At 67.4% G+C, this 26,571-nt stretch carries 26 protein-coding genes; 12 read left to right on the top strand and 14 right to left on the bottom strand.

The features are described from left to right. Positions 1 to 262 precede the first annotated feature (262 nt). From AC07WJ_RS34365 to AC07WJ_RS34350, 4 genes are all read right to left on the bottom strand, one after another. Positions 263 to 481: a hypothetical protein gene (locus AC07WJ_RS34365; RefSeq protein ID WP_494939232.1), complete on the bottom strand. Its 219-nt coding sequence runs from the start codon at positions 479 to 481 to the stop codon at positions 263 to 265. Between the two features lies 1 nt (position 482). Further along, positions 483 to 2,054: an amidase family protein gene (locus AC07WJ_RS34360; protein ID WP_494939231.1), complete on the bottom strand. Its 1,572-nt coding sequence runs from the start codon at positions 2,052 to 2,054 to the stop codon at positions 483 to 485. Positions 2,055 to 2,059: 5 nt separating this feature from the next. Then, complete coding sequence (gatC, locus tag AC07WJ_RS34355) at positions 2,060 to 2,347, bottom strand: Asp-tRNA(Asn)/Glu-tRNA(Gln) amidotransferase subunit GatC (RefSeq protein WP_494939230.1); 288 nt, start codon at positions 2,345 to 2,347, stop codon at positions 2,060 to 2,062. 82 nt (positions 2,348 to 2,429) lie between these two features. Further along, positions 2,430 to 2,918: a hypothetical protein gene (locus AC07WJ_RS34350; RefSeq protein WP_494939229.1), complete on the bottom strand. Its 489-nt coding sequence runs from the start codon at positions 2,916 to 2,918 to the stop codon at positions 2,430 to 2,432. 173 nt (positions 2,919 to 3,091) lie between these two features. Between AC07WJ_RS34350 and hisI the strand changes: the two genes are divergently transcribed. Together hisI and AC07WJ_RS34340 are read left to right on the top strand one after the other, a co-directional pair. Beyond that, a complete protein-coding gene (hisI, locus tag AC07WJ_RS34345; RefSeq protein WP_494939228.1) occupies positions 3,092 to 3,544 on the top strand; it encodes a phosphoribosyl-AMP cyclohydrolase in 453 nt (150 codons plus the stop codon). Positions 3,545 to 3,547: 3 nt separating this feature from the next. Beyond that, positions 3,548 to 4,612, top strand: a complete 1,065-nt coding sequence (locus AC07WJ_RS34340; RefSeq protein WP_494939227.1) for a patatin-like phospholipase family protein — start codon at positions 3,548 to 3,550, stop codon at positions 4,610 to 4,612. A 35-nt stretch (positions 4,613 to 4,647) separates the two neighbouring features. On the opposite strand, the gene AC07WJ_RS34335 is transcribed toward AC07WJ_RS34340, so the two are convergent. After that, entirely contained in the window at positions 4,648 to 5,082 is a 435-nt protein-coding gene (locus AC07WJ_RS34335) for a CBS domain-containing protein (protein ID WP_494939226.1), read from the bottom strand. 227 nt (positions 5,083 to 5,309) lie between these two features. Beyond that, positions 5,310 to 6,023 carry a rhomboid family intramembrane serine protease gene (locus tag AC07WJ_RS34330; protein WP_494939225.1) on the bottom strand — a complete coding sequence of 238 codons (714 nt, stop codon included), beginning with the start codon at positions 6,021 to 6,023 and terminating at the stop codon, positions 5,310 to 5,312. Between the two features lie 526 nt (positions 6,024 to 6,549). Between AC07WJ_RS34330 and AC07WJ_RS34325 the strand changes: the two genes are divergently transcribed. The 3 genes from AC07WJ_RS34325 (at position 6,550) to AC07WJ_RS34315 (ending at position 9,153) form a co-directional block, all read left to right on the top strand. Next, positions 6,550 to 7,164, top strand: coding sequence for a PAS domain-containing protein (locus AC07WJ_RS34325; RefSeq protein WP_494939224.1), 615 nt, complete (start codon positions 6,550 to 6,552; stop codon positions 7,162 to 7,164). An 85-nt stretch (positions 7,165 to 7,249) separates the two neighbouring features. Then, on the top strand, positions 7,250 to 7,906 hold the full coding sequence (locus AC07WJ_RS34320; protein ID WP_494939223.1) for a PilZ domain-containing protein: 657 nt from the start codon (positions 7,250 to 7,252) through the stop codon (positions 7,904 to 7,906). A gap of 623 nt (positions 7,907 to 8,529) precedes the next feature. Then, positions 8,530 to 9,153, top strand: coding sequence for a transglutaminase-like cysteine peptidase (locus AC07WJ_RS34315; protein ID WP_494939222.1), 624 nt, complete (start codon positions 8,530 to 8,532; stop codon positions 9,151 to 9,153). A 228-nt stretch (positions 9,154 to 9,381) separates the two neighbouring features. Here AC07WJ_RS34315 and AC07WJ_RS34310 read toward each other — a convergent pair whose 3' ends face one another. From AC07WJ_RS34310 to AC07WJ_RS34280, 7 genes are all read right to left on the bottom strand, one after another. Beyond that, the gene (locus AC07WJ_RS34310) at positions 9,382 to 9,987 is read right to left on the bottom strand and encodes a 2-hydroxychromene-2-carboxylate isomerase (protein ID WP_494939221.1); all 606 of its coding nucleotides are present in this window, start codon (positions 9,985 to 9,987) and stop codon (positions 9,382 to 9,384) included. 3 nt (positions 9,988 to 9,990) lie between these two features. After that, on the bottom strand, positions 9,991 to 10,521 hold the full coding sequence (locus AC07WJ_RS34305) for a gamma carbonic anhydrase family protein (protein WP_494939220.1): 531 nt from the start codon (positions 10,519 to 10,521) through the stop codon (positions 9,991 to 9,993). Positions 10,522 to 10,590: 69 nt separating this feature from the next. Next, positions 10,591 to 10,911, bottom strand: a complete 321-nt coding sequence (locus AC07WJ_RS34300; RefSeq protein ID WP_494939219.1) for a DUF6949 family protein — start codon at positions 10,909 to 10,911, stop codon at positions 10,591 to 10,593. A gap of 134 nt (positions 10,912 to 11,045) precedes the next feature. After that, complete coding sequence (locus AC07WJ_RS34295) at positions 11,046 to 11,261, bottom strand: DUF3126 family protein (RefSeq protein ID WP_494939218.1); 216 nt, start codon at positions 11,259 to 11,261, stop codon at positions 11,046 to 11,048. Between the two features lie 131 nt (positions 11,262 to 11,392). Then, entirely contained in the window at positions 11,393 to 12,232 is an 840-nt protein-coding gene (cysE, locus tag AC07WJ_RS34290) for a serine O-acetyltransferase (protein ID WP_494939217.1), read from the bottom strand. Positions 12,233 to 12,473: 241 nt separating this feature from the next. After that, on the bottom strand, positions 12,474 to 13,328 hold the full coding sequence (locus tag AC07WJ_RS34285; RefSeq protein ID WP_494939216.1) for an alpha/beta fold hydrolase: 855 nt from the start codon (positions 13,326 to 13,328) through the stop codon (positions 12,474 to 12,476). A gap of 2 nt (positions 13,329 to 13,330) precedes the next feature. Next, positions 13,331 to 14,110 carry an alpha/beta fold hydrolase gene (locus AC07WJ_RS34280; protein WP_494939215.1) on the bottom strand — a complete coding sequence of 260 codons (780 nt, stop codon included), beginning with the start codon at positions 14,108 to 14,110 and terminating at the stop codon, positions 13,331 to 13,333. 150 nt (positions 14,111 to 14,260) lie between these two features. Here AC07WJ_RS34280 and AC07WJ_RS34275 point away from each other — a divergent pair, with 150 nt between their 5' ends. Then, positions 14,261 to 16,492, top strand: a complete 2,232-nt coding sequence (locus AC07WJ_RS34275) for a glycoside hydrolase family 3 N-terminal domain-containing protein (RefSeq protein ID WP_494939214.1) — start codon at positions 14,261 to 14,263, stop codon at positions 16,490 to 16,492. Between the two features lie 268 nt (positions 16,493 to 16,760). On the opposite strand, the gene AC07WJ_RS34270 is transcribed toward AC07WJ_RS34275, so the two are convergent. Then, positions 16,761 to 17,516: a proteasome-type protease gene (locus AC07WJ_RS34270; RefSeq protein ID WP_494939213.1), complete on the bottom strand. Its 756-nt coding sequence runs from the start codon at positions 17,514 to 17,516 to the stop codon at positions 16,761 to 16,763. A gap of 211 nt (positions 17,517 to 17,727) precedes the next feature. Between AC07WJ_RS34270 and AC07WJ_RS34265 the strand changes: the two genes are divergently transcribed. The 6 genes from AC07WJ_RS34265 (at position 17,728) to AC07WJ_RS34240 (ending at position 26,544) form a co-directional block, all read left to right on the top strand. Then, complete coding sequence (locus AC07WJ_RS34265; protein ID WP_494939212.1) at positions 17,728 to 19,155, top strand: circularly permuted type 2 ATP-grasp protein; 1,428 nt, start codon at positions 17,728 to 17,730, stop codon at positions 19,153 to 19,155. Between the two features lie 9 nt (positions 19,156 to 19,164). Further along, positions 19,165 to 20,109 carry an alpha-E domain-containing protein gene (locus AC07WJ_RS34260; RefSeq protein WP_494939211.1) on the top strand — a complete coding sequence of 315 codons (945 nt, stop codon included), beginning with the start codon at positions 19,165 to 19,167 and terminating at the stop codon, positions 20,107 to 20,109. Positions 20,110 to 20,226: 117 nt separating this feature from the next. Then, on the top strand, positions 20,227 to 21,054 hold the full coding sequence (locus AC07WJ_RS34255; RefSeq protein ID WP_494939210.1) for a transglutaminase family protein: 828 nt from the start codon (positions 20,227 to 20,229) through the stop codon (positions 21,052 to 21,054). A gap of 216 nt (positions 21,055 to 21,270) precedes the next feature. Further along, entirely contained in the window at positions 21,271 to 22,035 is a 765-nt protein-coding gene (locus AC07WJ_RS34250; RefSeq protein ID WP_494939209.1) for a competence/damage-inducible protein A, read from the top strand. Between the two features lie 112 nt (positions 22,036 to 22,147). Next, positions 22,148 to 22,642: a xanthine phosphoribosyltransferase gene (gene gpt / locus AC07WJ_RS34245; RefSeq protein ID WP_494939208.1), complete on the top strand. Its 495-nt coding sequence runs from the start codon at positions 22,148 to 22,150 to the stop codon at positions 22,640 to 22,642. A gap of 431 nt (positions 22,643 to 23,073) precedes the next feature. Continuing rightward, entirely contained in the window at positions 23,074 to 26,544 is a 3,471-nt protein-coding gene (locus AC07WJ_RS34240) for a S8 family serine peptidase (protein WP_494939207.1), read from the top strand. Positions 26,545 to 26,571: the final 27 nt, after the last annotated feature.

Here is a 26,571-nt window from a genome sequence, read left to right as displayed (position 1 = left end):
GCTGCGGGACGGACGATCGGCTCGATGAGCTCGCCGGTTGGACCGACCCGACCTGCACGGCAGTCAGCCGTCCTTCGAGGCTCGCTACGCTCGCACCTCAGGATGAGGGAAATCAGTGTATTACATTGAAGTTGTTCATGAAGCTCGATGCGCGTCGCGCGTTCGGCACCAACGTTGATGCCAGTCTCCACTCACCTCATCCTGAGGTGGGAGCGAAGCGACCCTCGAAGGGCGACTGACTTCCGTGCAACGCGTGAAGCGCTCACCCGCGGCCGCGCTCGATGCGCGCCGCCAGATACCGGCAGACGATGCCGCCGATCACGGCGCCGGCCGCCAGCACCGAGAGATAGGTCAGTTTCAGCGGCGGGTCGCCGCTGTGCCAGCCCATCGCCAGCAGGATGCAGAACAGGCCGGCCGCCACCCACAGGAGCCACGCGAACACCGTCAGACAGGCGATCGCGATGGCGCGGGTGATGATCATCTCAGGCCCACCACTGGTCCTTGACCGGGAACGATCCCTGGGCCTTCTCGATGACGCTGGCGACCGAGAACAGCGTCTCCTCGTCGAAGGCGCGGCCGATCAGCTGAAGCCCGAGGGGCAGGCCCTGCGGGTCGAGACCGGCCGGCACCGCGATGCCCGGCAGGCCGGCCATGTTGACGGTCACGGTGAAGACGTCGTTCAGATACATCTCGACCGGGTCGCCCGAGCCCTTTTCGCCGATGCCGAAGGCCGATGACGGCGTCGCCGGCGTCAGGATCGCGTCGACGCCCTTGGCATAGGCGTCCTCGAAATCCTTCTTGATCAGGGTGCGCAGCTTCTGTGCCTGGACGTAATAGGCGTCGTAATAGCCGGCCGAGAGCACATAGGTGCCGATCATGATGCGGCGCTTGACCTCCTTGCCGAAGCCCGCCGCGCGGGTCCGTTCGTAGAGATCGGTGATGTCCTTGCCCGGCACCCTGAGGCCGTAGCGCACGCCGTCGTAACGGGCGAGGTTGGACGAGGCTTCCGCCGGCGCCACGATATAATAGGCCGGCAGCGCATATTTGGTGTGCGGCAGGGAGATCTCGACGATATTCGCGCCGGCCTCCTTCAGGATCGCCGCGCCCTCTTCCCAGAGCTTCTCGATCTCCGGCGGCATGCCGTCGACCCGGTATTCCCGCGGGATGCCGATCGTCATGCCCTTGACCGATTTGCCGACCGCCTTGGCATAGTCGGGCACGGGCAGATCGACGCAGGTCGTGTCCTTGGCGTCCGGTCCGGCGAAGGAGCGCAGCAGCATGGCCGTGTCCATCACCGTGCGGGCGATCGGTCCGGCCTGGTCGAGCGACGAGGCGAAGGCGGCGATGCCCCAGCGCGACACCCGGCCATAGGTCGGCTTGATGCCGACCGTGCCGGTGAAGGCCGCCGGCTGGCGGATCGAGCCGCCGGTATCGGTGGCGGTGGCGCCTGCGCAGAGATGCGCCGCGACGGCGGAAGACGAACCGCCGGACGAGCCGCCGGGCACCAGGCCCGTCAGCTTCAGCGGAATGTCCTTGGGCGGCATCTCGGTGAGGATGGCGCGCGCCGACATATAGGCATGGGCCGCCTCGCGCACCTTGGCTGCCTCGTGGTTCGGCGGCAGCCAGGGCGACAGCACCGGTCCGAAAGCCGATGTCTCGTTCGACGAGCCCATGGCGAACTCGTCATTGTTCAGCTTGCCGAGCATGACTGCGCCGTCACGCCACAGGTTGGACGTGACCGTCGATTCATAGGTCGGCACGAAATTGGCCAGGATGTTCGAACAGGCCGTGGTGCGGGTGCCCTTGGTGCAGAACAGGTCCTTCACACCCAGCGGAATGCCTTCCAGCGGCCCGGCATCGCCCTTGGCGATGCGTTCGTCCGAGGCCTTCGCCATGGCGAGCGCCTTCTCGGGCGTCTCCAGCACATAGGCGTTCAGGCAGCGCCCGGTTTCCATGGCGCCGAGATAGGCCTTGGTCAGGTCGGTCGCCGAGAAGTCCTTGGCGGCGAGCCCGTCACGGGCCTCGGCGATCGAAAGATGGGTCAGATCGGTCACCGGTATCACTCCACGACCTTGGGAACAGCGAAGAAGGTGCCTTCGTGCTCGGGGGCATTGGCGACGATCTGGTCGGCAATGCCGCCGTCGGTAACGCCGTCCTGACGCTTTTTCATCGCCATCGGGGTGACCGAGGTCATCGGCTCGACGCCTGACACGTCGACCTCGCTCAATTGCTCGACGAAGGAGAGGATGGCGTTGATCTCGCCCTGGAGGTGCGGCACCTCCGCCTCGGTGACGGCAATGCGCGCCAGATGCGCGATACGCCGCACGGTCGCCTGATCGACGGACATGGAAAGGTTCACCCGGTCGCGTGAGGAATAACGATCGGGCCTCATAGCACCCGCTCGTTTCGCGCCGCAACCGCGCAAGCGATCAGCGCTCGGGTTCGGACCTCTTCTCGCGTCCGCTCTCGCGTTCCCGGGGCTCGCCGGCCCGGCCGGTGAGGTGCCCGGCGAGCTTCGGCAGCTCGCTCAGGCGGAAGCGCAGGATGGCGGCGCGCGGAATGGCCGCCCTGGGGGCGCCGTCATCAGGCTGAACCGAGGAGAACGGCCCCTCGCCCACCGGCCGGTTGAACAGGCCGGCGGCGTCGAGCACGACCGTCCCCGCATCGGCCGCGGCACGGGGCGCCGCCGGCGGCGTTTCCTTCGCACCCATCTCGGCGCGCATTTCGGCGATCAGCCTCGCCCTGAGGTCACGGACCAAGGCAGCCCCGCCCTGTGGGATCGGTCGCGGTCGTGCGACGACGACGACCGGCTCCTCCCGGCCTGCCGAATCGAGCGCTCCATAGAGCGCGGCATGGGCCTTGAGCGCTGCTGGGTCGGCGATTTCGGAAGTCGAGAATGTGTTGCGCGGATCGTTCATACAGCCCTCTCGCATCGGGCCGCATTTTGCCAGCGCACCACCGCCGTCGCGAGTGGAACCATTCATTAACCTTGATGAACATGGTTTACGCCGGGTTAAATTCCGGGAGCCTTTGGCTTAAGCGCCTGACCACGCTAGAACCCGGTGGCAACCTCTTCCCCGGACTTATCCACATGTGCGCAGACTGCGACGAGCTCTTTCCGCTTCCCGGCCCCAAGGCGGACCTCGAGGAAGGCGACCGACTCACGCCGCGATTCGGGCCGGACGGCCTGGTGACCGCGGTCACCAGCGATGCCGCGACCGGCGAGCTCCTGATGGTCGCCCATATGAATGCCCAGGCCCTCGCCCGCACCATCGAGACCGGCGAAGCCTGGTACTGGTCGCGCTCGCGCCAGACGCTCTGGCACAAGGGCGACACCTCGGGCCAGATCCAGACCGTCATCGAGATGCGCGTCGACTGCGACCAGGACGCGGTCTGGCTCAAGGTCAGCGTCGGCGGCGACGGTGGCTCCTGCCACACCGGCCGGCGGTCCTGCTTCTACCGCGCCGTGCCGACCGGCGGTCCGGTGGCCGAGGTTCGCCTCGAGCCCCGCGACGCCGAGCGCATGCGCCCGGCCTTCGGCTGAGCCATGCTGCGCCTCCGCCGCACCCGCAGACGTCAGGGAGAACCGCCGGCCGCGCCCGAGGCCGTCCCGACGCCGCCGCCGCGGCCGACCATCGGCCTGGCGCTCGGCGGCGGCGCGGCGCGCGGCCTCGCCCATATCGGCGTGCTGCGCGCGCTCGTCCGCGCCGGCTACGCGCCCGACATCATTGCCGGCACGTCGATCGGTGCGGTGGTCGGCGGCCTCTATGCTGCCGGCAAGCTCGACGCCTTCGCCGACTGGGCGACCTCGCTGACGCGGCGCGATGTGATCAGGCTGGTCGACATCGCCATTTCAGGCGGCGGGTTGATGGGCGGCTCACGCGTCGCGCAACTGCTGGAACAACAGATCGGCGACATGCGCATCGAGGATCTGCCGATCCGGTTTGCCGCCGTCGCGACCGAGATCGGCACCGGACACGAGGTCTGGCTCACCCGCGGCCTGCTGATGACCGCGTTGCGCGGCTCCTATGCCCTGCCCGGCATCCTGCCGCCGGTCCGGATCAGCGGCCGCTGGCTGATGGACGGGGCCTTGTCCAATCCGGTACCGGTGTCGGTCTCCCGCGCGCTGGGAGCTCGCCTGGTGCTGGCGGTGAGCCTCAATGCCGATGCGCTCGGCCGCGCCACCGTCATCCAGGACCACGGCACCAGCCCCGAGGACGAGGCGGCCCCGCTGGTCGAGCGGCGGCCGCGCGTCAGGGCGGTGGTCAATCTCGGCCGGGGCCTGGGCCGGGGGCTCGGCCGGGCGCTGGTGCGGCCGCTGCGGGCGCGGCTGAGCGAAGCCATCGACGAGACCGGCGCGATCGACCCGCGCATCGCGCTCGCCCGCTCGCCCGGCATTCCCACCGTGCTGGCCAAGGGTTTCAATGCGACCCAGGAACGGATTGCCCGCACCCGGCTCGCCGGCGATCCGCCGAATGTCCTGATCGGCCCCCGCATGTCGCGGCTCGGCCTGTTCGAATTTCACCGCGCGGCCGAGGCGATCGCGCTCGGCGAGGAAGCGACCGAAAGGCTGCTCCCCGACATCGCCGAAGCCTTGAAGGCGGTTGCCTGAAGCCGGTGCCCCGCCGCGGGCGCCGGATCCCGCCGTCAGGAATTCATGATGTAGTCCTTCAGCGCGCTCTGCTCGTGCTCCATCTCGGCGACCCGCGATTTGACCACGTCGCCGATCGAGATGATGCCGACCAGCTGGCCCTTGTCCATCACCGGCAGATGACGGAACTTGCCTTCGGTCATGCGCTCCATGAGGTCGCCGATCGAATCCGTTTCGGCGCAGGTCACCACCTTGGCGGTCATGGTCTGGGCGACCTTGCTGTCGAGCGCCAGCGCGCCCAGCTTCGCCACCGCGCGAACGATGTCGCGCTCGGACAGGATACCGGCAATGCTCTTGCCCGTGCCGGTGACCACGACGGCGCCGATCCGCATGTCGGCGAGCATGTGCACGGCATCGGCAAGCGAGGCGTCGGGCGAAATCGTCGCGACGTCGCGGCCTTTGCGGTCGAGTATGTGGCGAACGACACTCATAGTGGTTGCCTCCGTTCCCAACGGGACAGTCACGCCGACATGCCCCAGTCATGCCCCGGTCGTTCCGGACGCCAAGGATTTACCGACCACGCCGCCAACGCAAGCCGGTTGTCGTGCAGTGCGGTACGGGGAGGCTAACCCAGGCTGGCTGGAGATCGAAGAGCCAGTCTAATACCAATCCTGCGACAAATGCGCCGATCGGCCGCCGCGGCTCCGCGGCGCCGGCTTCAGGCCGGCACCGGGTCGAAGAACCGGAACAGCAGCAATCCCGCGGCAAATCCGCCGAGATGCGCCTGCCACGCGATCTGGCCTTCGGCGCCGGCGATCGGCAGGCTGACCGCGCCGAACACCACATTGAGGACGATCCAGACGATGATCATGCCCATGGCCGTGCCGTTGCGGGCAAGATCCGGCAGGCTCAGGGCCGGAACGTGATAGGCGCCCGGATCGGTCGAGCGCATCGGGCCGAGCGGGCCGCCGCGCTGGAACACGAACCGGACGGCTGCCGCGGTGAAACCGGAAACCGCCGCCGACGCGCCGATCATCGGCGACTGGCCGTCGCTGGTCGCCAGGTGCGCGACGGCGCCGGCCGCGGCCGTCACGACAAAGAAGATCAGGCTGCGCAGCGTGCCGAACCGGCGCGCCACCGGGCTGCCGAACACCACGAACCACAACACATTGACCGACAGATGGGTCCAGTCGGCATGCAGGAAGGCGTAGCTGACGAAGCTCCAGATATCGGCGGCCAGGCCGCCCGGAAACCCCCAGGATGCCGCCAATGAACGTTCGAAGCGGGCCGGAATGAAAGCGAAGGTCAGCAGGACCTGGGTATCGGTCTCGGGGTCCAGGACGAACACCCGCCAGCCGTGAATGAGGATCATCATGCCGGCGAGCACAGCGATGACGCCGGGGATATTCAGGATCGGTTCGCGCTGGGACAAGGTCTGAGGCTTTCGGCGGCCAGTCGACCGCACGGGCTGCGGCGTTCAACGCCTCACTAACCCGAATTTCCGGCCCGCGCTACGGCGCGCACCGGCCCAAGCGGCTGACAGCGCAGGAGGAAAGCGGCGAGCCGTGTGCCGGAGACGTGCCGGGCTCCGGCGCAAAGCAATGGGGGAGGCCTTGCGACCTCCCCCGGCTGGCGCCGCGGGGTCGGCGGACCGCCCCGGTGGCCACGTCGCCATCTCCTCCCCGGAGATAGGATCTCGAATGGCCCTGGGGAACGCCGGCGATCCCGCCTGCGGCCCGGAAACCGAACGTCGCCACCACATCATGCCGGCCGGTGCGCGGGCAATCGAAAGGTTTCATTTACCTTAATGGCCGGGGTGCCCGGACCGGACCGGCCCTTCCGCGCGGCGCACGGCATCTCAAAACGGCTCTGGCACGGCTCATGCGACCGAACCGGCAGAAGCGTCCGGCGGGCAAGATCATGTCCCAGGACGGCACAGTTTGGTCACGAGGACTACCATGCGACACGCAGCCAGCCGCGCCTTGTTCAGCTACTGGGACGGCCTTCGCGCCGGCGGGATCGTTCCCGACCGCGCCGACATCGAGCCGCGCGGTATTTCCGGCATCCTCGGCGACACCTTCATTCTCGAGACCGACCGGCTCGGCTTCGTCCCATACCGGCTGGCGGGCTCCCGGGTCTGCGCCATTTTCGGACAGGAAATGAAGGGCCTGCCCTTCCTCGGCCATTTCACCGGACAGGACCGCGCCAGGGTGGCCCAGGGCATCGCCGATGCCAATGCCGCCCCGACCGGCCTGCTGGTCGCCGCCGACGGCGTCAGCGTCACCGGCCAATCGGTGCCGATGGAACTGCTCGTGCTGCCGCTCGCCCATCGCGGACGGATCGGCGCGCGCATGATCGGCGTGGTGTCGATGCTCGAGAGCCCCTATTGGGTCGGCCGCGACGAAATCGCGACGCTCAACGTCACCCATACCAAGCTGATCTGGCCGAACTGGCGCGAGACCCAGCCGGCGCAGCCGCGTCCTGCGCTGGCGGCCTCCGCGCGATCGGCGGTAGCGGCGGTTTTCCCGGCCAGGCCGGCGCTGCGGGTCATCGAGGGCGGCCGGGTCGCCTGACGGACAGCAGTTGAAGCGCTGTCGCAACGCAGCGTTAACGACATGACACTAATGTCCGGGCGTCGACACTCGAATATCGCAGATCATGTCAGCGCTCGCCAAGGTATTGTCCGCCACGTCCGGTGAGGAGAGCCGCCGCTTTCAGCGCGTGCGCGTGGATCTGCTTGGCCGTTTCATGCTCAGCGACCGGCGTGAATTTCCCTGCCAGGCCATCGACATGTCGCCGGGTGGGGCCCAGATCGTGGCGCCCGTGGTCGGCAAGCTCGGCGAGCGGGTCGTGGCCTATCTCGACCATATCGGCCGCATCGAAGGCATGGTGGTCCGGGTCATTCCCAACGGCTTCAGCATGACCATCGAGGCCTCGGCGCGCAAACGCGACAAGCTCGCCGACCAGCTGACCTGGCTGACCAATCGCCAGATCCTCGGCTTGCCGGAAGATCGCCGGCATGAGCGCATCGTGCCGACCAACCCGTTCACCACCATCACCATGCCGTCCGGCGAGAAGCAGCCGGTGCGGGTCATCGACATCTCGCTGTCGGGTGCCGCCATCGCCGGAGCCGACAGCGTCAAGGTCGGCGATGTCGTTCAGATCTCGCGCACCATGGCGCGCGTCGTGCGCATGATCGACAAGGGCTTCGCCGTGGAATTTTCCGGCCAGCAGCCGATCGAGACGATCATTCAACTGGCCCGCGAACTCGGCGCCAATCTCGGCACCGAGCATTTCAACGGCGAGCTCCGCTAGGACCGGCGCGCAGCGATCATGTCCGTTTGACCGGCAGGCGGGATGGATGCGTCCCTGATCCGGCCATTATCCATGAGACATGGGGCCGAAGTCGTGGATGGCCGGGACAAGCGCGGCCAGGACGAGATGCGCTTCCCGAGTAAGGGCACAGGACCTATGCCGGGGCCCATTGCACCGCGCGGACGACACATCGTCCTGCCCGGGCTTGTCCCGGGCATCCACGAATTGTTTGCACCAAGATCAACCGGGAACGATCGCCGCGCCGCGGAACCAGCTCGCCGTACGCGATCCAAGCCATTGTGAAACAGCCTGCCTCGGCTGTTGCTCAACAAGTCCTGAAGATCATCGGCGCATTGCGCGCCATCGGCTTAATCGCCGTGGGTGCCAGGCCCGTCCGCCGGCCGGTCGCCAAGTCCGCCCCGCCGCGCCATCTTCGATAAAATCGGCTTTATTTCAACGCCTTATGCGATCCTCCCGGCATTTCCGCCCGGTCCGATTAAGCTGAATCCACCCCTTGTTAAACTGAACGGCTCCTCACCAAATCCCCTCGCCTTTCACCGATCCGTTTCAGTCCGCCGCAAAGCCCGCCTGCCATGGTGCCGCCATCGACGGAGGGACACGTCATGCAGGGCCGGTGGACAAAGGTATTGGGCGGTGGCGCCTTGGCGCTGGCGACCATGCTCGCGCCTGGCTGGCATGGCGTTCAGGCCGGAGCGCAGCTCGCCTATCTGACCGAGGCCGGCACGACAAGCGTGCCGATCGGCTGGACCCATTTCTGCGAGCAATACCCGGCCGATTGCCAGGCCCGCCCGGCCCGCGTCGAGAACGTCACGCTGACCCGCGCGGTCTGGGGCCAGCTCGTGAGCATCAACAGCCATGTCAACGCGACCATCGAGCCGGTCACCGACATGGACCAATATGGCGTCGACGAGGTCTGGACCTACCCGATCTCCGGCCGCGGCGACTGTGAAGACTATGTCCTGCTGAAGAAGCAGATGCTGATCCGCGCCGGCCTGCCGGCGAGCGCGCTGCTGATCACCGTCGTGCGCGACCGCAAGGGCGACGGCCACGCCATCCTGACCGTCAAGACCGATCGCGGCGACTACATTCTCGACAACGAAAACGACGAAATCCGCCTCTGGCACGTGACCGGCTATCGCTTCGTCAAGCGCCAGTCCCAGGATGACCCGAACCGCTGGGTCACCATCGGTCCCGCCTCGGCGCCCGCCGCCGTCGCATCCCCATAAATCAGGAGCTTCGCGTCCTCGGTCACGTCCCACCCCTCCCCGTCCCCAGACCGGGTTCGCGATCGACGGCCGGTGCCTCAGAACGAGGACCGGCCGTCACCTTTTTGAACCGACGGGCGGCGGCGCCGCGCTTCGGAGCGTTCATCGCCAGGCAATGCCGGAAGGGGGCGCAACCGGCCGCAACGCCGCCCCGGAACAGGTCCCGCCGGACCGCCGGCGCGTATCCGTTCAGGCGCCCCGCGCCGCCCAGGCGATCGCCTGGTCGAGCCGGTCATTGCCCCAGAACAGCTCGCCATCCGACGTCACCAGGCTCGGCGCACCGAAGATGCCGTGTGCCTTGGCCGCCTCGACGCTCGCGCGCAGCGCCTGCTTGACCCCGTCGCTGCCGGCCGCCACCAGCACCGGCGCCGGTTCGATGCCGATATCGCGCATCAGCTGGCCGAGCACCTCGGCATCGGCGATCTGGGCGCCGGCGCCGAAGGCCGCACGGTAGACGCCGCGCGAGAAGGCCGCGCGCTTGCCGTCATCCGGCAAGGCGGTCGCGACCCGCGCGGCGAGCAGGCTGTTCTGCGGGAACGGATCGGGCATGGCGAAGGGCAGGCCGGCGGCCGCCATGGTCCGCTCCAGGTCGCGCCGCATGTAGCGGCCCTTGACCGGCTGGGTGTTGAACGGCGAGGTGGTCAGGCCGAGATCGGCGAAGATCGGCCCAAGCAGGAAAGGCCGCCAGCGCACCGTGACCCCTGCCCTCCCGGCCAGGTCGGCGATGCGCATCGCCGCCGGATAGGAATAAGTCGAGGCGAATTCATAGAAGAAATCGATCGACGGCGTCGCCATGGCTCACCCGATGACCTTGAGGCCTGCTTTGAACCGGTTGGCGTTGGCGACATAGTGCAGCGCCGACATCCTGAGCCGCGCGACGGCCGCATCGTCCAGCGTGCGCACCGCGCGGGCCGGCGACCCGACGATCAGCGAATTGTCCGGAAACTCCTTGCCCTCGGTGATCAGCGCATTGGCGCCGACCAGGCAATTCTGCCCGATCCTGGCATTGTTCAGGATGGTCGCGCCCATGCCGATCAGGCTGTTGGCGCCGATCGTGCAGCCATGCAGGATCGCCTTGTGGCCAATGGTGCAATCATTGCCGATCACCAGCGGAAAGCCCATGTCGGTGTGCAGCATGCACATTTCCTGGATGTTGCTGCGCTCGCCGATCTCGATCCACTCGTTGTCGCCGCGCAGGACGGCGCCGAACCAGATGCCGACATCCACCTTGAGGCGCACCGCGCCGATCACATGGGCGTCCGGCGCCACGAAGAAGCGCTGGTCGGCGGGAAGTTCCGGCGCAACGCCGTCGAGTTCATAAATGGGCATGGTCCCCTCCAGGTCATGGAGCGAGCTATGCCACGTCGTCAGAGCGAATAGAAGTTGACGAAAGGCCGATCAGAAGCCGAAGGACAGGATCACCATCGACACCACCCGGCCCGACATCAGGCTCCAGATGCTGGCCAGCAAAGTGGCCAGGAAGACGAATTCGAGGCGGCGCTTCTCGATGCGCCGGCCGCGAATGGTGTTGCGGACGATGATCGCCGGCGCGGCGAAAGCCAGGAACGGCACGGCCAGCACGGCGCCGAAACCGCCGATCTGCAACAGCTGGAAGCTCGCCGGCTTCTCGGTCAGCACCCGATAGAGCGCCACGAACAGGCCGGACACCGCGAAACCAAGCGCCAGTGAATGGATGAGTTGCAGGCTCTGCAGCGACATGACGCGGTACTCGATCCGATCGGTCCGCCACGCTCCATGCGTGACCGGCACGTCTCAATCGCTACCGCGTCATTAGCCTTTTGTTAAGCTTCCCCGCCCGATTCCTTAAGGAACGGTTAATTTATTCGGGAAACTTATTCGTCCTCGAGGTCGATATCGAGGATCGAAATGGTCACGGTGTAGGAGGTCTCGCCATCCTCCACGTCCTTGTAGAGCGTGCCGATCTGCTCGTCGCCGATCGTCACCTCGATCATCTCCTTGCGCCGCGGATTGGGCGTCAGCTTGATGGTCGTGTTGCCGAACTTGCGACGCAGATAGTCCTGCAGCTTGGCGATTTCCTGCTTGTCCACGGCTGGTGCCTCCGGTGTTCCGACGCATGTCCGGCGAAGCGGCAACCGTTTCGCCTTCGGGACATGCGGCAAATCAAAACTGAGACCGCCGTGTGCCATGGTCGCCGGCCGCAGTCAAAGGCCGAGCGACGTCAGCTTCCGCAATCCCCCGAGATCATCTGGTCCATGCTGCGCGACGGTTCCGGGCAGCCGGCTTCGCCGACGATCTTGGCGGGAACGCCTGCAACCGTCGTGCAGGGCGGCACCGCCGACAGCACCACCGAGCCGGACGCGATACGCGAGTGATGGCCGATCTGGATATTGCCGAGCACCTTGGCGCCGGCGCCGATCATCACCCCGCGGCCGACCTTGGGATGCCGGTCGCCGGTTTCCTTGCCGGTGCCGCCGAGCGTCACATCCTGCAGGATCGACACCTCGTCCTCGACCACCGCGGTCGCGCCGACCACCAGGCCGGTGGCATGATCGAGAAAGATGCCGCGGCCGATCCGGGCCGCCGGGTGAATGTCGGTCTGGAACACCACCGAGGACCGACTCTGCAGGTAGAGCGCGAAATCGGTCCGGCCGGCCGCCCACAGCCAGTGGGCGAGCCGGTGGCTCTGGATCGCGTGGAAGCCCTTGAAGTAGAGCAGAGGCTCGATCGCCCGGTCGGTCGCCGGATCGCGGTCGACCACCGCCATGATGTCGGCGCGCATCGACACGCCGATATCCGGTGATGCCGCGAGCGCATCATGGAAAGCCTGGCGGATGATCGCCATCGGCACGTCGGGATGATCGAGCCGGGTGGCGACGCGCGACGCGACCGCCTCCTCCAGCGAATGTTGGGAAATCACCGAACTGAACAGGAAGGTCGCCAGCGCCGGTTCGCGTTCGACGGCGTCATTGGCCTCGGCGCGAATGCGGTGCCAGACCGGATCGACCGTTTCGAGGCCCTGGACCCGCAGCCGCGCATCCGAACGAAAGCTCGCAGACATCACCGTCTCCTGTCACGCAACCGCTCCGGATGGAACACATCCGGCCCGGTCAATGGCAGGGATCGTGCCCCTGCTGCAGTGCACCCATCATAACGCAAGGCGTTGGCGATGAGCACTTGAATCGGAATCAAATGCTGAGGAGCCGCAGCATGAAGCGGCTGAATCGGAATCGGAACCTGAACAAACCTTCTCTAACAGACTGATTTTACGAAAGGTTGAACGCGAAACGAGCGCGCGGAGGTCAGCCCAGGAATGTCAGGATCGCCTGGGCGAAAACATCGTTCCTGTCGCCCGCCACCATATGGCCGGCACCGCTGACATCGACGAAGCGGGCATGCGGCACAAGTTTCAGGAAGGCTTCCGCACTCTCCGGGCTGACGATGTCGGAGGAGCCGCCGCGCACCAGCAGCGTCGGCACGGTGAGCCCGCGCGCCGCCTTTTCCAGCCGCGGCACCAGCGCCTCGGCATCGGCATTGACCGCGCCCGGTCCGTCGAAGAAGCGTGGATCCCAGTGCCAGTACCAGCGCCCGTCGGGGCGTTGCCGGAGGTTCTTGCGCAAGCCCTCGGTGGATGGAGGCCGGGTCCGGTTCGGCAAATAGGCGGCGACCGATTCGGCCGCCTCGTCGACGCTGGCAAAGCCCTCCCTGGCCCTGGCCATCATGAAGTTCTGCACGTGAGCGACGCCGCGCGCCTCCATGCGCGGGGTGATGTCGACCAGCACGAGCGCGGAAAAACAGGGCGCATCGCCAAGCGCGTGGAGCGAGGCGAGGCCGCCGAGCGAGGCGCCGATCGCGACCGGCTTGGCGCCGAAACGCTGCTCGATCGCCTGGCCGAGCAGGATCGCGTCGGCGCCGTAGTCCCGAAAGGCATAGCTGCCGCTGTCGACCCAGGCGCTGTCGCCGTGGCCGCGCTGGTCCACCGGCACCGCGGTGAAGCCGCGTTCGGCAAGCTTGCGCGCGGTCGCGCGCCAGGCGTGGCGGGTCTGTCCGCCGCCGTGCAGCAGCAGCGCCGTGCGCTCGCCATGGCCATAGACGTCGCCTTCGAGCCTGTTGCCCTCGGCGCCGGTGAAGGTCGCGTGACGCGGATGGACCGACATGTCTAGGGACGGCGCGACAGGAACTGGACGACGCCGGCCTTGAACACCTTGTCGCCGACGGCCGGCATGTGGTCCCGGTCGGGAATATCGAGCGCCTCGCCCCGCTGCAGGAGCGCCGCGAGCGGTCCAGGCTCGCCGGCGATGTGGTCCTTGGTGCCGACCGCGACCAGCGTCGGGCACGCGATCTCACCGACCTCCTGCGCCGTCATCAGGTTGCGCGAGCCGCGGATACAGGCGGCGAGCGCCCTGCGGTCCGAACGGGTCTGGTTGGCGAAGGCGCGGAACATCCGCCCTTGCGGATCGGTGACCTCTTCGAGCGAGGGCGCCTCCAGGGCGTCCGCGATGGTCTCGGGCAGGCCGATGCCGTCGACGAGGTGGATGCCGAGACCGCCGAGCACAGCCGAGCGGACGCGCTGGGGATGGCGATGGGCCAGGAAGGCGGTGATCCGCGCCCCCATCGAATAGCCGAGCACGTCCGCACGCTCGAGGCCGAGATGGTCGAGCAGGCCGCGCGCATCCTCGGCCATGACGGTGGTGTGATAGACGGCCGGGTCATAGAGCTTCTCCGAAGCGCCATGGCCGCGATTGTCGAGGGCGATGACCCGCCGGCCGGCCTTGGTCAACGTTTCGACCCAGCCGGGATAGACCCAGTTGACGTGGGCCGACGACGCGAAGCCGTGGATGCACAGGATCGGCTCGCCCTCGCCGATATCGAAATAGGCGATGGCGACACCGGCGGAGGAAAAGGTCTGGAGCGGCAGCGGCGTGGGGAGTGCGGGCATGACGCTTTCTAGCTGGCCCGAGCGGCATCCGGAAGTCCCGGTTCCGAGCCGCCGTCATGCGCGTCACCAGGCCGCGCCGGGCGCGAGGATGACAGGGCAGGCCTCACGCGCTACCCATGATGACCTTGTTGCGGAGCACCATCGGATCCCATGCCCAGAGTTCTCGTCCGAGCCTTTGCCCTCACTCTGGTGACGCTGTCGGCCCTGGCCCCCGTCCTGTCCGGCCAGGCGCGGGCGCAGGTCGACAATGCGCTCGCCTGGAAAACCGGCGAGGAAGCGCAGGCGATCGAGCGGCGGGTCGAGGAATTGCTCGCCCGCATGACGCTCGACGAGAAGATCGGCCAGCTCAACCTGACCGGACGCGGCGACGGCTTCGATCCGCAATGGGTGGCGACGGGACGCTCGGGCGCGGTGATGAACTTCATCGATCCCAAGGAGATCCGCCGGTTGCAGGATCTGGTCCAGACCAGCCGCCTGAAGATCCCGCTGATCATCGGCCTCGACGCCATCCACGGCTTCGCCACCTATTTCCCCCAGCCGATCGGCCAGGCGGCGACTTTCGACCCCGGGTTGATCGAGCTCGCCGCCTATTGGACCGCCCGGGAGACGCGCGCGGCCGGCGTCAACTGGACTTTCGCGCCAATGGTCGACATGACCCGCGACCCGCGCTGGGGCCGGGTCTTCGAGGGCGCCGGCGAAGACGTGCACCTCGCCACCATCGCGGCGGCGGCCCGGGTGCGCGGCTATCACCGCGGCGGCCTCGCCACCAGCGTCAAGCATTTCATCGGCTACGGCGAGGCCGAGGCCGGACGCGACTATAACAGCGTCTGGATCCCGGTCTCGAAACTGCTCGACCGCCACGTGCCGGCCTTCCAGGCGGCGATCCGCGCCGGCGCCTTCACCGCCATGACCTCGCTCAGCGCCATGAACGGCCTGCCGGCGACCGCCGACCGCACCTTGCTCACCGGCCTGCTCAAGGGCCGGCTCGGCTTTCGCGGCTTCGTCGTCTCCGACTTCGCCTCGATCGAGGAGCTGATCCATCACGGCGTCGCCGCCGATGGCGCCGAGGCGGCGCGCAAGGCGCTGGTCGCCGGCGTCGACATGGACATGTTCTCCGGCCTGTTCATTCGCCATCTCGCCGATGAGGTGCGCGCCGAGCGGGTGCCCGTGGCCGCTATCGACGAGGCGGTCAGGCGCATCCTGCGGGTGAAGTTCCACATGGGCCTGTTCGAGGCGCCGCCGGTCGATCCGGCCGCGACACCGGGCCAGATCATCACGCCCCCGGCACAGGCCGCGGCCCTCGCGGTTGCTCGCGAGGCCATGGTGCTGCTGAAAAACGACGGCGACATCCTGCCGATCCGCCCCGAGGTCCGCTCGATCGCGGTGATCGGCGCCCTCGGCATGTCCGATGACGACTGGCAATATGGCGACAATGTCGGCCTGCCGCGCATCCGCCGGCCGACCGTTCAAGGCGAACTGGCGCGCCAGCTCGGCCCGAATGTCCGGATCACCGCGGACCCCGCCGTCACCACCATTTGCGGCACCGAATTCACCGACCGCGAAGCCACCTTGCGGATGGCGCGCGAAGCCGACCTGATCGTCGCCGTGCTCGGCGAGGAATGCGAGTTCATGGGCGAAAGCGCCTCGCGCACCCGGCTCGACCTGCCCGGGGTCCAGGGCCGGCTGCTCGACGAACTGGTGGCCACCGGCAAGCCGGTGGTGCTGGTGCTCAAGACGGCGCGGCCGCTGGTGCTCACCGACATCGCCGCACGCGTGCCGGCGATCATCCAGAGCTTCCATCTGGGCTCGCAGGGCCGCGTCGCCATTGGCGAAGTACTGGCCGGCCGGGTCAATCCGAGCGGCAAGCTGCCGATGAGCATGCCCCGCTCGGTCGGCCAGATCCCGGTCTATTACGACCATTTGCCCACCGGCCGTCCCAACCGAAAGGGCGAGCGCTACGAGACCTCCTTCGTCGACGAGCGCAACGAGCCGCTGTTTCCGTTCGGCTTCGGGCTCTCCTACACCCGCTTCGATCTCGACCAGCTGACGCTCGACAACGCCCGCGTGCCGCTCGACGGCACGATCTCGGGTTCGGTCAGGCTGAGTAATATCGGCGCGCGCGACGGCCGCGAGGTGGTGCAGGTCTACATGCGCCAGCGGGTCGCCTCACGTTCGCGCCCGGTCCGGCAATTGCAGGCCTTCGAGAAGGTGACGGTCGGCGCCGGCGCCCATCAGACCGTGCGCTTCTCGGTGCCCGTCGAGGCGCTGGCCTTCCACGACGACCAGGGCCGGCGCCATCTCGAGCCCGGGCTCTACGACATCTATGTCGGCACCGACTCGCGCGCCACACTGACCGCGACGGTGACGGTGACCGGGCGGTGATGGGGGCGAATGGCGAATGGGGATGATGCGTAAAGCGCAGTGAAATCAACTCTCTCCCAAAGGGAGAGGGTGGCAGCGTGAGCTGCCGGGTGAGGGGTCGCTCATGTCAGGATGGGGCGGCATGCGCGACGCGCATCGGCATCAGTTCTGGACGTTCACGCCCCTCACCCGGCGCCTGACGGCGCCCCCCTCTCCCAATCGGAGAGGGTCGGTCGCGATGCTTGCCGCATCATGCCCTATTCGCCACTCGCCACTCGCCACTCGCCCCCTACTTCCCCACATTCGATCCCGAATAGGGCGGCGGCGGGATGTCCATATGGGCCTTGCGCAGGGCCGCCGACCAGCGTTCGCGCAGGTCGTGGAAATAGGGCTCGCCCGGCTCGATCCGGTAATTGGTCTCGACCCGCGCCTCGCCGCGCGGCATCACCGCGATGTCGATCGGCATGCCGACGCCGAGATTGGAGCGCATGGTCGAATCCATCGACACCAGGCCGATCTTCAGGGCGTCGTTGAGGGTAGTGTCATATTTGATGGCGCGATCGAGGATCGGCTTGCCGTATTTGTGCTCGCCGATCTGCAGATAGGGCGTGTCGACGGTGCATTCGATGAAATTGCCGGCGGCATAGATCATGAACAGGCGCAGCCGGCGCTGGCTGATCTGGCCGCCGAACAGGAAAGAGGCCTCGAACTTGACGCCGTCCTGGTCGAGGCCCGGCCCGTCCAGCCTGCGCACCATGCGGATCGCCCGGCCGACGCGCTGCGCCGCCTGGAACATGGTCGGCGCGTTCATGATCGTCTCGATCTCGCCGGTCTCCTCGTTGCGCAGGCCCTCGTTGAGAAAGCCCAGCACCGACTGGGTGATCGACAGATTGCCGGCGGAGGCAAGCGCGATCGCCCGCTCGCCCGGCTTTTCGAACACTTGCAGCTTGCGAAAGGTCGAGATGTTGTCGAGGCCCGCATTGGTGCGGGTATCGGCGATCATCACCAGACCGTCGCGCACCAGAATGCCGCAGCAATAGGTCATCGAAGGTTCTCCAGTTGCCCCGGGCATAACCGGCGGCTCCCGCCCACGCAACCGCCCGGCCGAAGCGGCTCCACCTGCGCCTGCCGATGTGCACCTGCGAAAGGCCCCTTCCCTCCGGCGCTATTTTACCGCTAGCTTGGTCGTCGAAGCATTCAGACCGGTCCGTCAGAGAAAGGCGATGCTTCGTCTTCCAGAGGGGATCAGACTGGCTATGCCGGATGACGTACTGGCCTTCGACGAAATGAATCTTGCGGGCGGCGGCGTCCGCCCGGCCTACGAAACACTGGCGCAATGGCTGAAATCGGTCCCTGAAGGCCTGCTGCAGACCAGGGCCCGCGAGGCGGAAGCGCTGTTCCGGCGCATCGGCATCACCTTCGCCGTTTATGGCGACGCCGAATCGACCGAGCGGCTGATCCCCTTCGACGTGGTGCCGCGGGTGCTCACCTATGCCGAGTGGGCGCGCCTGTCCGGCGGACTGACCCAGCGCGTCAAGGCGATCAACGCCTTCCTCAACGACGTCTATGGCCGGCGCGAGATCCTCAAGGCCGGCATCGTTCCGGAGGACCTAGTCTATCGCAATCCGGCGTTCCGGCCGGAAATGAACCAGCAGCCGGTGCCCCATGGCATCTATGTGATGATCGCCGGCATCGACATCGTGCGGGTCGACGGCGACACCTTCTACGTGCTCGAGGACAATGCCCGCACCCCGTCGGGCGTGTCCTACATGCTGGAGAACCGCGAGGTCATGTTCCGGCTGTTCCCGGAACTGTTCGCCCAGCACCGGGTGGCGCCGGTGGAAAACTATACCGACGATCTGCTGGCGACCCTGAAATCGGTGGCCCCGAGCTCGGCCTCTTCCGACCCGACCTGCGTGCTGCTGACCCCCGGCCAGTTCAACTCGGCCTATTACGAGCACACGTTCCTGGCCGACAAGCTCGGCGTCGAGCTGGTCGAGGGCCGCGACCTCTTCGTCAAGGGCGACATCGTCTATATGCGCACGACCCAGGGGCCGAAGCGCGTCGACGTGATCTATCGCCGACTCGACGACGAGTTCCTCGATCCGCTCACCTTCCGGCCCGATTCGGCGCTCGGCGTGCCCGGCCTGATCTCGGCCTATCACCACGGCAACGTCACGCTCGCCAATGCCGTCGGCACGGGCGTCGCCGACGACAAGGCCGTCTACAGCTACATGCCCGAGATCGTGAAGTTCTATCTCGGCGAGGAACCGATCCTGAAGAACGTGCCGACCTTCCGCTGCCGCGAGGCCGACGGGTTGAAATACGTGCTCGACAACCTGCCCGAGCTGGTGGTCAAGGAGGTCCACGGCTCGGGCGGCTACGGCATGCTGATCGGCCCGAAGGCGACGGCGGCCGAGATCGAGATCTTCCGGCACAAGCTCAGGAAGGACCCGGAGAATTTCATCGCCCAGCCGACACTGGCGCTGTCGACCTGCCCGACGCTGGTCGAGGAAGGGGTCGCACCGCGCCATGTCGACCTCCGGCCCTTCGTGCTGACCGGCCGCGACAAGGTCCGCATCGTTCCCGGCGGATTGACGCGCGTGGCGCTGAAACAGGGCTCGCTCGTGGTCAATTCCAGCCAGGGCGGTGGCACCAAGGACACCTGGGTATTGGATTGCTGAGGTCTCAGGATGCTGTCCCGCACTGCCGATAATCTGTTCTGGCTGGCCCGCTACGTCGAGCGCGCCGAATATCTCGCCCGCATCATCGAGGCCTCGACCCGGCTCGCCAACCTGCCTTCGGCCTATGCCGGCTCGTCCAACGAATGGGACTCGGCGGTCGCCACCGCCGGCTGCGCGCCGCTGTTCTACCAGGTCCACGACAAGGCCACGCGCGAGACGGTGATCGACTTCCTGGCCTTCTCGCCCGACAACCCCTCCTCGATCCGCTCCTGTTTCGAGGTGGCGCGCACCAATGCCCGCTCGGTGCGCACCGCGCTGACCATGGACATGTGGGACGCCATCAATTCGGCCTGGCTCGATCTCGGCAAATACCGGGCGAGCAACCTGCGCCAGGACGAGGAGCTCGGCGGCTTCCTGTCCTTCGTCAAGGAAACCGGCCTGCGCTTCGACGGCTCGGCCTACCGCACAATGCTGAGGAGCGACGGCTACTGGTTCTCCCGCCTCGGCGTGATGATCGAGCGGGCCGACAACACCGCGCGCATCCTCGACGTCAAATATCATGTGCTCTTGCCCGACGCCGAGCATGTCGGCGGCTCGCTCGACTATTTCCAGTGGTCGGCGATCCTGCGCGCGGTGTCGGCGCTGACCGCCTATCACTGGGTCTACAAGGAAAGCCTCAAGCCCTGGCTGGTCGCCGATCTCCTGATCCTCAACGACCAGATGCCGCGCTCGCTCGCCGCCTGCTACGAAAGCGTCGTGCGCAATCTCGATTCGCTGTCGCTCGCCTATGGCCGCCAGGGCCCGGCGCAGCGCGCGGCGCGCGCCATTCGCACCAAGCTCGAGAATGCCCGCATCGACGACATCTTCCAGTCGGGCCTGCACGAATTCGTCTCCGACTTCATCGCCGACAACAACCGGCTGGGCGCGGCGATCACCCAGCAATATCTGACCTGACGACGCGCGGCGTCAGCGCCGCGCCTGTTCATATCGAGCCGGCGCATATTGACAGGCGGAGCCTCCACCTCATCCTTCGCAGCCTGCCCTGAAGAATCGACCAGCAAGGCCCAGATCATGCGCATTCGCATCGCACATGAGACCGTCTACAGCTACGGCACGCCGGCCAATGCGGTGATCCAGACGCTGCGCCTGACGCCGCGCAATTTCGGCGGCCAGCATGTCGCGAAATGGCGTATCGAGGTCGACCAGGACTGCCGCCTGGACGCCCATGAGGACGCCTTCGGCAACATCACCCACACCTTCTCGGCGGCCGGGCCGATCGAACGCCTGGTCGTCAGGGTCGACGGCTTGGTCGAGACCACCGACACGGCAGGCGTCGTGCGCGGCTCGGTCGAGCGCTTCCCGCCCGGCTTGTTCCTGCGCGAAACCGACCTGACGCGCGCCGACGACGCCGTGCGCAGCTATGCCGAGGAGCGCCGCACCGCCGCCGGCGGCGAGCGGCTCGCCACCCTGCACGCGCTGATGGACGGTCTCTATGCCGACATCCAGTTCGACAAGGACCCGACCCATGCCGCGACCACCGCGGTGGAGGCCTTTCAGCTGAAGCGCGGCGTCTGCCAGGACTTCGCCCACATCTTCATCGCGGCCGCCCGGCATCTGGCCATCCCCGCGCGTTATATCGGCGGCTATTTCCTGCATGACGACGGCACCGTCGACCAGGAGGCCGGACACGCTTGGGCCGAGGCCTATGTCGACGGGCTCGGCTGGGTCAGCTTCGACCCGGCCAACAATGTCTGCCCGACGGAGGCCCATATCCGCATTGCCGCCGGCCTCGACTACCTGAACGCCGCCCCGGTGCGCGGCACCCGCTACGGCGGCGACGGCGAGCAATTGTCGGTCAAGGTGCAGGTCGACCAGGCCGCGCGACAGGTTCAGAGCTGACGGGCATTGTTTGGATTCGACAACAGTGGCCTGCACCACGCTCAGTCGTCCTTCGATGCAGTGCTTCAATCTCCGACAGCTAAGCTCGAAACACGCTAGAATGAAGCTCGAAGCAAACCATCCTGGCTGACCCGCGATCTTGAAGGTGCAGCCGTGCCCGCGCGGGCGTAAGACAGTGCTGCCACCGCCCGCACGCCGCGCCTATCGGAGATCCGCATGCCCGAGACCGTCACCGCTGCCATCCTCGTCATCGGCGACGAGATCCTGTCCGGCCGGACCAAGGACAAGAATATCGGCTATATCGCCGAATATCTGACCGCCATCGGCATCGACACCAAGGAAGTGCGCGTCGTTCCCGACGAGGAGGACGAGATCGTCGCCGCGCTGAACACGCTGCGCACCAAGTTCGACTATGTCTTCACCACCGGCGGCATCGGCCCGACCCATGACGACATCACCGCGGATTCGGTCGCCAAGGCCTTCGGCGTGCCGATCGACGTCGACCCGCGTGCCCGCGCCCTTCTGCTCGAGCGGATCCCCGAGAAGGACCTGAACGAAGCCCGGCTGCGCATGGCGCGCATTCCCGCCGGCGCCGAACTGGTCGAGAATTCGGTGTCCAAGGCGCCCGGCTTCATGATCGGCAATGTCGTCACCATGGCCGGCGTGCCGGCGATCATGCAGGTCATGCTCGATGCCGTGACGCCCCGGCTGAAGACCGGCGCCAAGATGCTGCAGGTGACCATCGAGGCCGCCGGCCTGAAGGAAGGCGATATCGGCACGCCCTATGGCGTCATCGCCAAGGCCCATCCCGGCGTGATCATGGGCAGCTACCCGATGATGAACGACAAGGGCTTCTATACCCGCCTGGTCCTGCGCGCCAAGGACCCGGCTTTGCTGGCACCGGCCGAGGCTGACGTCACCGCCATGGTCGCGGCGCACAAGCCCGCCGGGTCGGAAATCGTCATTACCCGCGGCGCCTGACCCCCGAGATCGGTGGATTTCCGGCGAAATCGGCGTTCGCGCGCTTGTCACGCGTCTCCGCGTGGCTAGTGTGCCGGTCCCGAAATCACGCGCCGACCGTGCGGAGTTCACCATGGCCACGCCGAACCCAGACAAAGCCTTTCCCGTTTCCTGGGATCAGTTCCATCGCGACGCCCGGGCGCTGGCCTGGCGCCTGTCCGGCCAGGGCCCGTTCCGGGCGATCGTCTGCATCACCCGCGGCGGCCTGGTGCCGGCGGCGATCGTGACCCGCGAGATCGGCATCCGGCTGATCGAGACGGTGTGCATCGCCAGCTATCACGACTACCAGAACCAGGGGCAGCTGCAGGTCATCAAGACCATCGCGCCGGACCTCCTGGCCGATGGTGGTGAAGGCATCCTGGTGGTCGACGATCTCGTCGACACCGGCAAGACCGCCAAGGTGGTGCGCGACATGCTGCCGAAGGCGCATATCGCCACCGTCTATGCCAAGCCCCAGGGGCGTCCGATGATCGACACTTTCGTCACCGAAGTGTCCCAGGACACCTGGATCTATTTCCCCTGGGACATGGGTTACACCTTCCAGCCGCCGATCCGCGACGGCGGCTGAGCCGCCTCGGCCCGGCCGCATCGGATTCGCCGGGTCGAATGCCAGCGCCCGACGCGGCATGACGACGCGCCTCGCGCATCCGGCGGAGAACCATCGGATTCCCGGTGAACAGGCCGCTTTCGGCCGGGAAAGACCTGGACTCCCGACAGGCCGCCAAGACATATTCCTGCCACACTTGCATCTCGCATGACGTGCATTTCTTGGGGGGAATTGTGGCGGCAACGCATGACGGCGCACCGGCCCGGCGCGGACGATATCTTCGTGTCGCATCCCTTCTCCTGAGCTCCACCCTGCCCCTGGTCCTGGCGCAGCAGGCCGCTGGCGGCGAAAGCCGCGGCGCGACGCCTTCGGTCATCGGCCCTTCCATGGCCTCGCCATCCCGCACGGCACAGCCGGCGACGCTGCGATCGGCGCGCCGTGACGGCCCCCGCATGCCGCGCGCGAGCCGGCAGGCCGACCACGACCGCGCGCTGCTGGCCTCCGTGGTCGAAGAGGCCCGCCTCAACCCTGCCGGCCGGGATCGTTTCGCCCAAGCCGCCGCGACCCTGTCGCCGGCCTTGTCGGCGGAGATCTTCCGCGCCGCCGATATCGGCCGCCTGCTCGCCGAACGCGAGACGATCCGCCATTTCGATCCCCAGGCGCCGTCGGCGACGACGCGCCTGAACCCGACCGTCGCCGTCGCGACGACAATGCCGGGCGCCGACGCACCGCGCGCCGCGCCTTCGACCTTCCCCTACATGACCGATAATGGCGCGGTCGCCGTCAGTCCGCGGACCGAGCAGCCCTGGATGGCCAACCGCACCGGGCTCGACGGCAGCTACACCAATGACCAGAAGCTGGAATTCGCCGCCAACTGGGGCAATCTGGCGATCGGCCAGGGAACCGCCCTCAACGCCACGACACGGCCGCAGGACGGCGCCGCCCTGCCGGGCAAGGGATTGATCGGCCGCGGCGTCACGGTGGCGGTGGTCGATACCGGCATCGAGGCCACGTTCAACGCCGACGGCACGGGCTTCACCTCCGTCCATCCGGAATTCGCGGGACGGCTCGATCCGCGCAGCCGCCGCACCGGCTTCAACCAGGACGGCGACCTCGCCATCGGCGACGCCAACGGCCACGGCACCCATGTCGCCGGTACGATCGGCGCGGCCCTCGACGGCTCCGGCATGGTCGGCGTCGCGCCGGGCGCCAATCTCGTCGTGATGAGCGGTTTCGGCAATATCAACCGGGCCCTGGAACTGGCCGCGGCCATGCCCGATGTCCGGGTGATCAATGGCAGTTTCGGCGCCATCATCCCACGGGGCACGACCACCTGGGAGACCGGCGACCAGACATCGCGATGGCAGGTGGTCCGCACGGCGCTCGCAGCCGGCAAAGTGCTGGTCATGTCCAATGGCAACGAGGCTCTCAATTCGCCGGTCCTCGCCGCCAACCCGACCGGCATCGCCCTCTTCCCCTATATCAAGCCGGCCCATGCCGGCACCGGCATCTACGATGACGGCGGCCGGAATTTCGACTTCTCCGAGGCCAATTCATCGCGGCTGCCCGGGCGCATCGTCACCGTCGTCAATCTCGGCATCGACCTGAAGATCGCACCCGATTCCAACCGCTGCGGCGTCGCAGCGGCCTGGTGCATCTCGGCGCCGGGCGGCGGCACCGCAACGAACCTCTACAGCGCGAACGAAATCATCTCGGCCATTCCGAGCACCGACAGGAATGTCATCTTCACCGCCCCCAACGGTGCGACCTATGGCTACAAGACCGGCACGTCGATGGCCGCGCCGCATGTCTCCGGCGTCATCGCCGTGCTGATGGAAGCCTATCCGAGCTATTCGGCGGCCGAGATCGTTCGCCTGATGTACGCCACCGCCGAAGATCTTGGCGATCCCGGTGTCGATCGCGTCTATGGCCATGGCCTGGTCCGGCTCGACCGGGCGCTGACCGGCTCGCCTGCCCTGGGGCCGACAGATTCCAAGACCACCACGGTCGCCGCCGGCCAGAGCGAACTCTGGACGGCGCCGGTGGTCACCACGGGAACGCTGACCATCGACAATACGGCGCCGACCTCCGGGCCCCAGTCGAGCCGCACCCCGGCGACCTATGGCGAACTCCAGATCGCGGGCGAAGCGACATTCGGCGCCGTCGACGTGCGCAACGGCCAGCTTTCGGTCGACGGCACCCTGACCTCGCCGCTCATCACCGTCTTCGCCAACGGCATGCTCGCCGGCTACGGCGAGATCATCGGCGACGTCGTGGTCCACGGTGTGCTCAAGCCGGGTCATTCGCCCGGCGAACTCTTCGTCACCGGCAATGTCGCGATCAGGCCGGCCGGCAGCTATCAGGTCGACATCGACGGTCCCGACGACACCGGCGGCCCGGGCAGCTACGACACCCTGTTCGTGCTCGGTCAGGGCCACACCTTCACCGCCGGCGGCACGTTTGCGGCGCGGTTCCGCGGCATCGACAGCGGCGCCACCAATACCTACGCGCCGACGATCGGAACCAAATTCGTGGTGGTCCGGACCGAATCCGGTGCCCGCGTCACCGGCAATTTCGCCCAGGTCGAGGTCGAGCCGGACACCCAGGGCAATACCGGCCTGCCGGTGAACAGCCGCCTCGACGTGCTCTATTACCCGACCTCGGTCGTCGCCGCGGTGACGCCGGCCTTTTTCGCCAATCTGGCCGAAAACGGCTTCGCGCTCAGCCTGCGCCAGTCGGCGCTCGCGGGAGCTCTCGACCGCGGGCGGCCTGCGCCAGGCGCGGCCATGAGCGGCGCGCAGCTCCATGTCTTCGACCTCGTCTACGGGCTCGCTCCCGCCGGCCTGCAAAGCGCCTTCGACGCGATGTCCGGCCGTGGTTACGGCGGCATGACCAGCACGGCGCTGCAGACCTGGCTCGGCTTCGGCACCATGCTGCAGCAGCGGCGCGACGGCCTGCGCAGCGGCAATGCCCTGGCCGCCTTCGCGCCCGCCTTCGGCTTCAACGGCGACCGCCGCTTCGAGGTCTCGGCCGGGCTGCCGGCAGCAGCCATGGCCTATGCCGACGGCGACGCGGCACGTGCCACGGCCTCCGGCTGGAACCTATGGGGCCAGGCTTTCGGCAATATCACGCAGGCCGGGGCCGACCGCGCCGGAGCCGGCTGGTCGAGCTCCGGCGGCGGCGTCATCCTCGGCGCCGACACCCTGGTGTCACCCTCGCTGCTGATCGGCGTCAGCGGCTTCTATGCCGCCGACAGAACCCGCAGCACAGGATTTACCGGCACGTCCAACACCTTTGCCGCCGCGCTCTACGGCTCCTGGAGCCTTGGCCGGTTCGAGCTCGACGCCGCCTTCGGCGGTGGCTGGACCGAGATGTCGGCCGGCCGCGATCTCGCCATCGGCGATGCCAAACTGGCGGCGCGCGGCGCGACCCGTGGCCTCGGCCTGCTGGCGACCGGCGAAATCGGTTACCGCTTCTCGCTGGCGACCGGCCTCGGCTCGGCCTTCCTCAAGCCCTTCGCCGGCTTCACCTATACCGGCCTCGACCGCGCCGCCTTCACCGAAACCGGCGCCGGCGGCTTCAATCTGACCGTATGGGGTGACCGGCCGTCCCGGGCCATGGCGCAGCTCGGCATCAGCACCGGCCTCTCGATCGCCGGCGCCGGCGGCCTGACCTGGCGTCCGGAGCTTCGCCTCGCCTGGGGCCATGATTTCAAGAATCCCTCGGCCGCCACCACCTCGGCCATTCTCGGGCAGAGCTTCACCGCCCAGGACGCCCGCCAGGGTCGGGATGCCGCGCTGATCGGCTTGCAGCTCGCGGCCCATCGCTCCGACTGGCTGCAGGTCTATGCCGGCTATGTCGGCGAATTGCGCGACAACGGCACGTCGCACCAGGGCCGGATCGGCGCGCGCCTGCGCTGGTGAGGGCCCGCCCGGCCCGCAACGCTCCCG

The sequence above is a fragment of the Phreatobacter sp. GW821-FHT04C01 genome (genome assembly GCF_059420385.1).
This window is presented reverse-complemented; position numbering and strand designations above follow the sequence as displayed.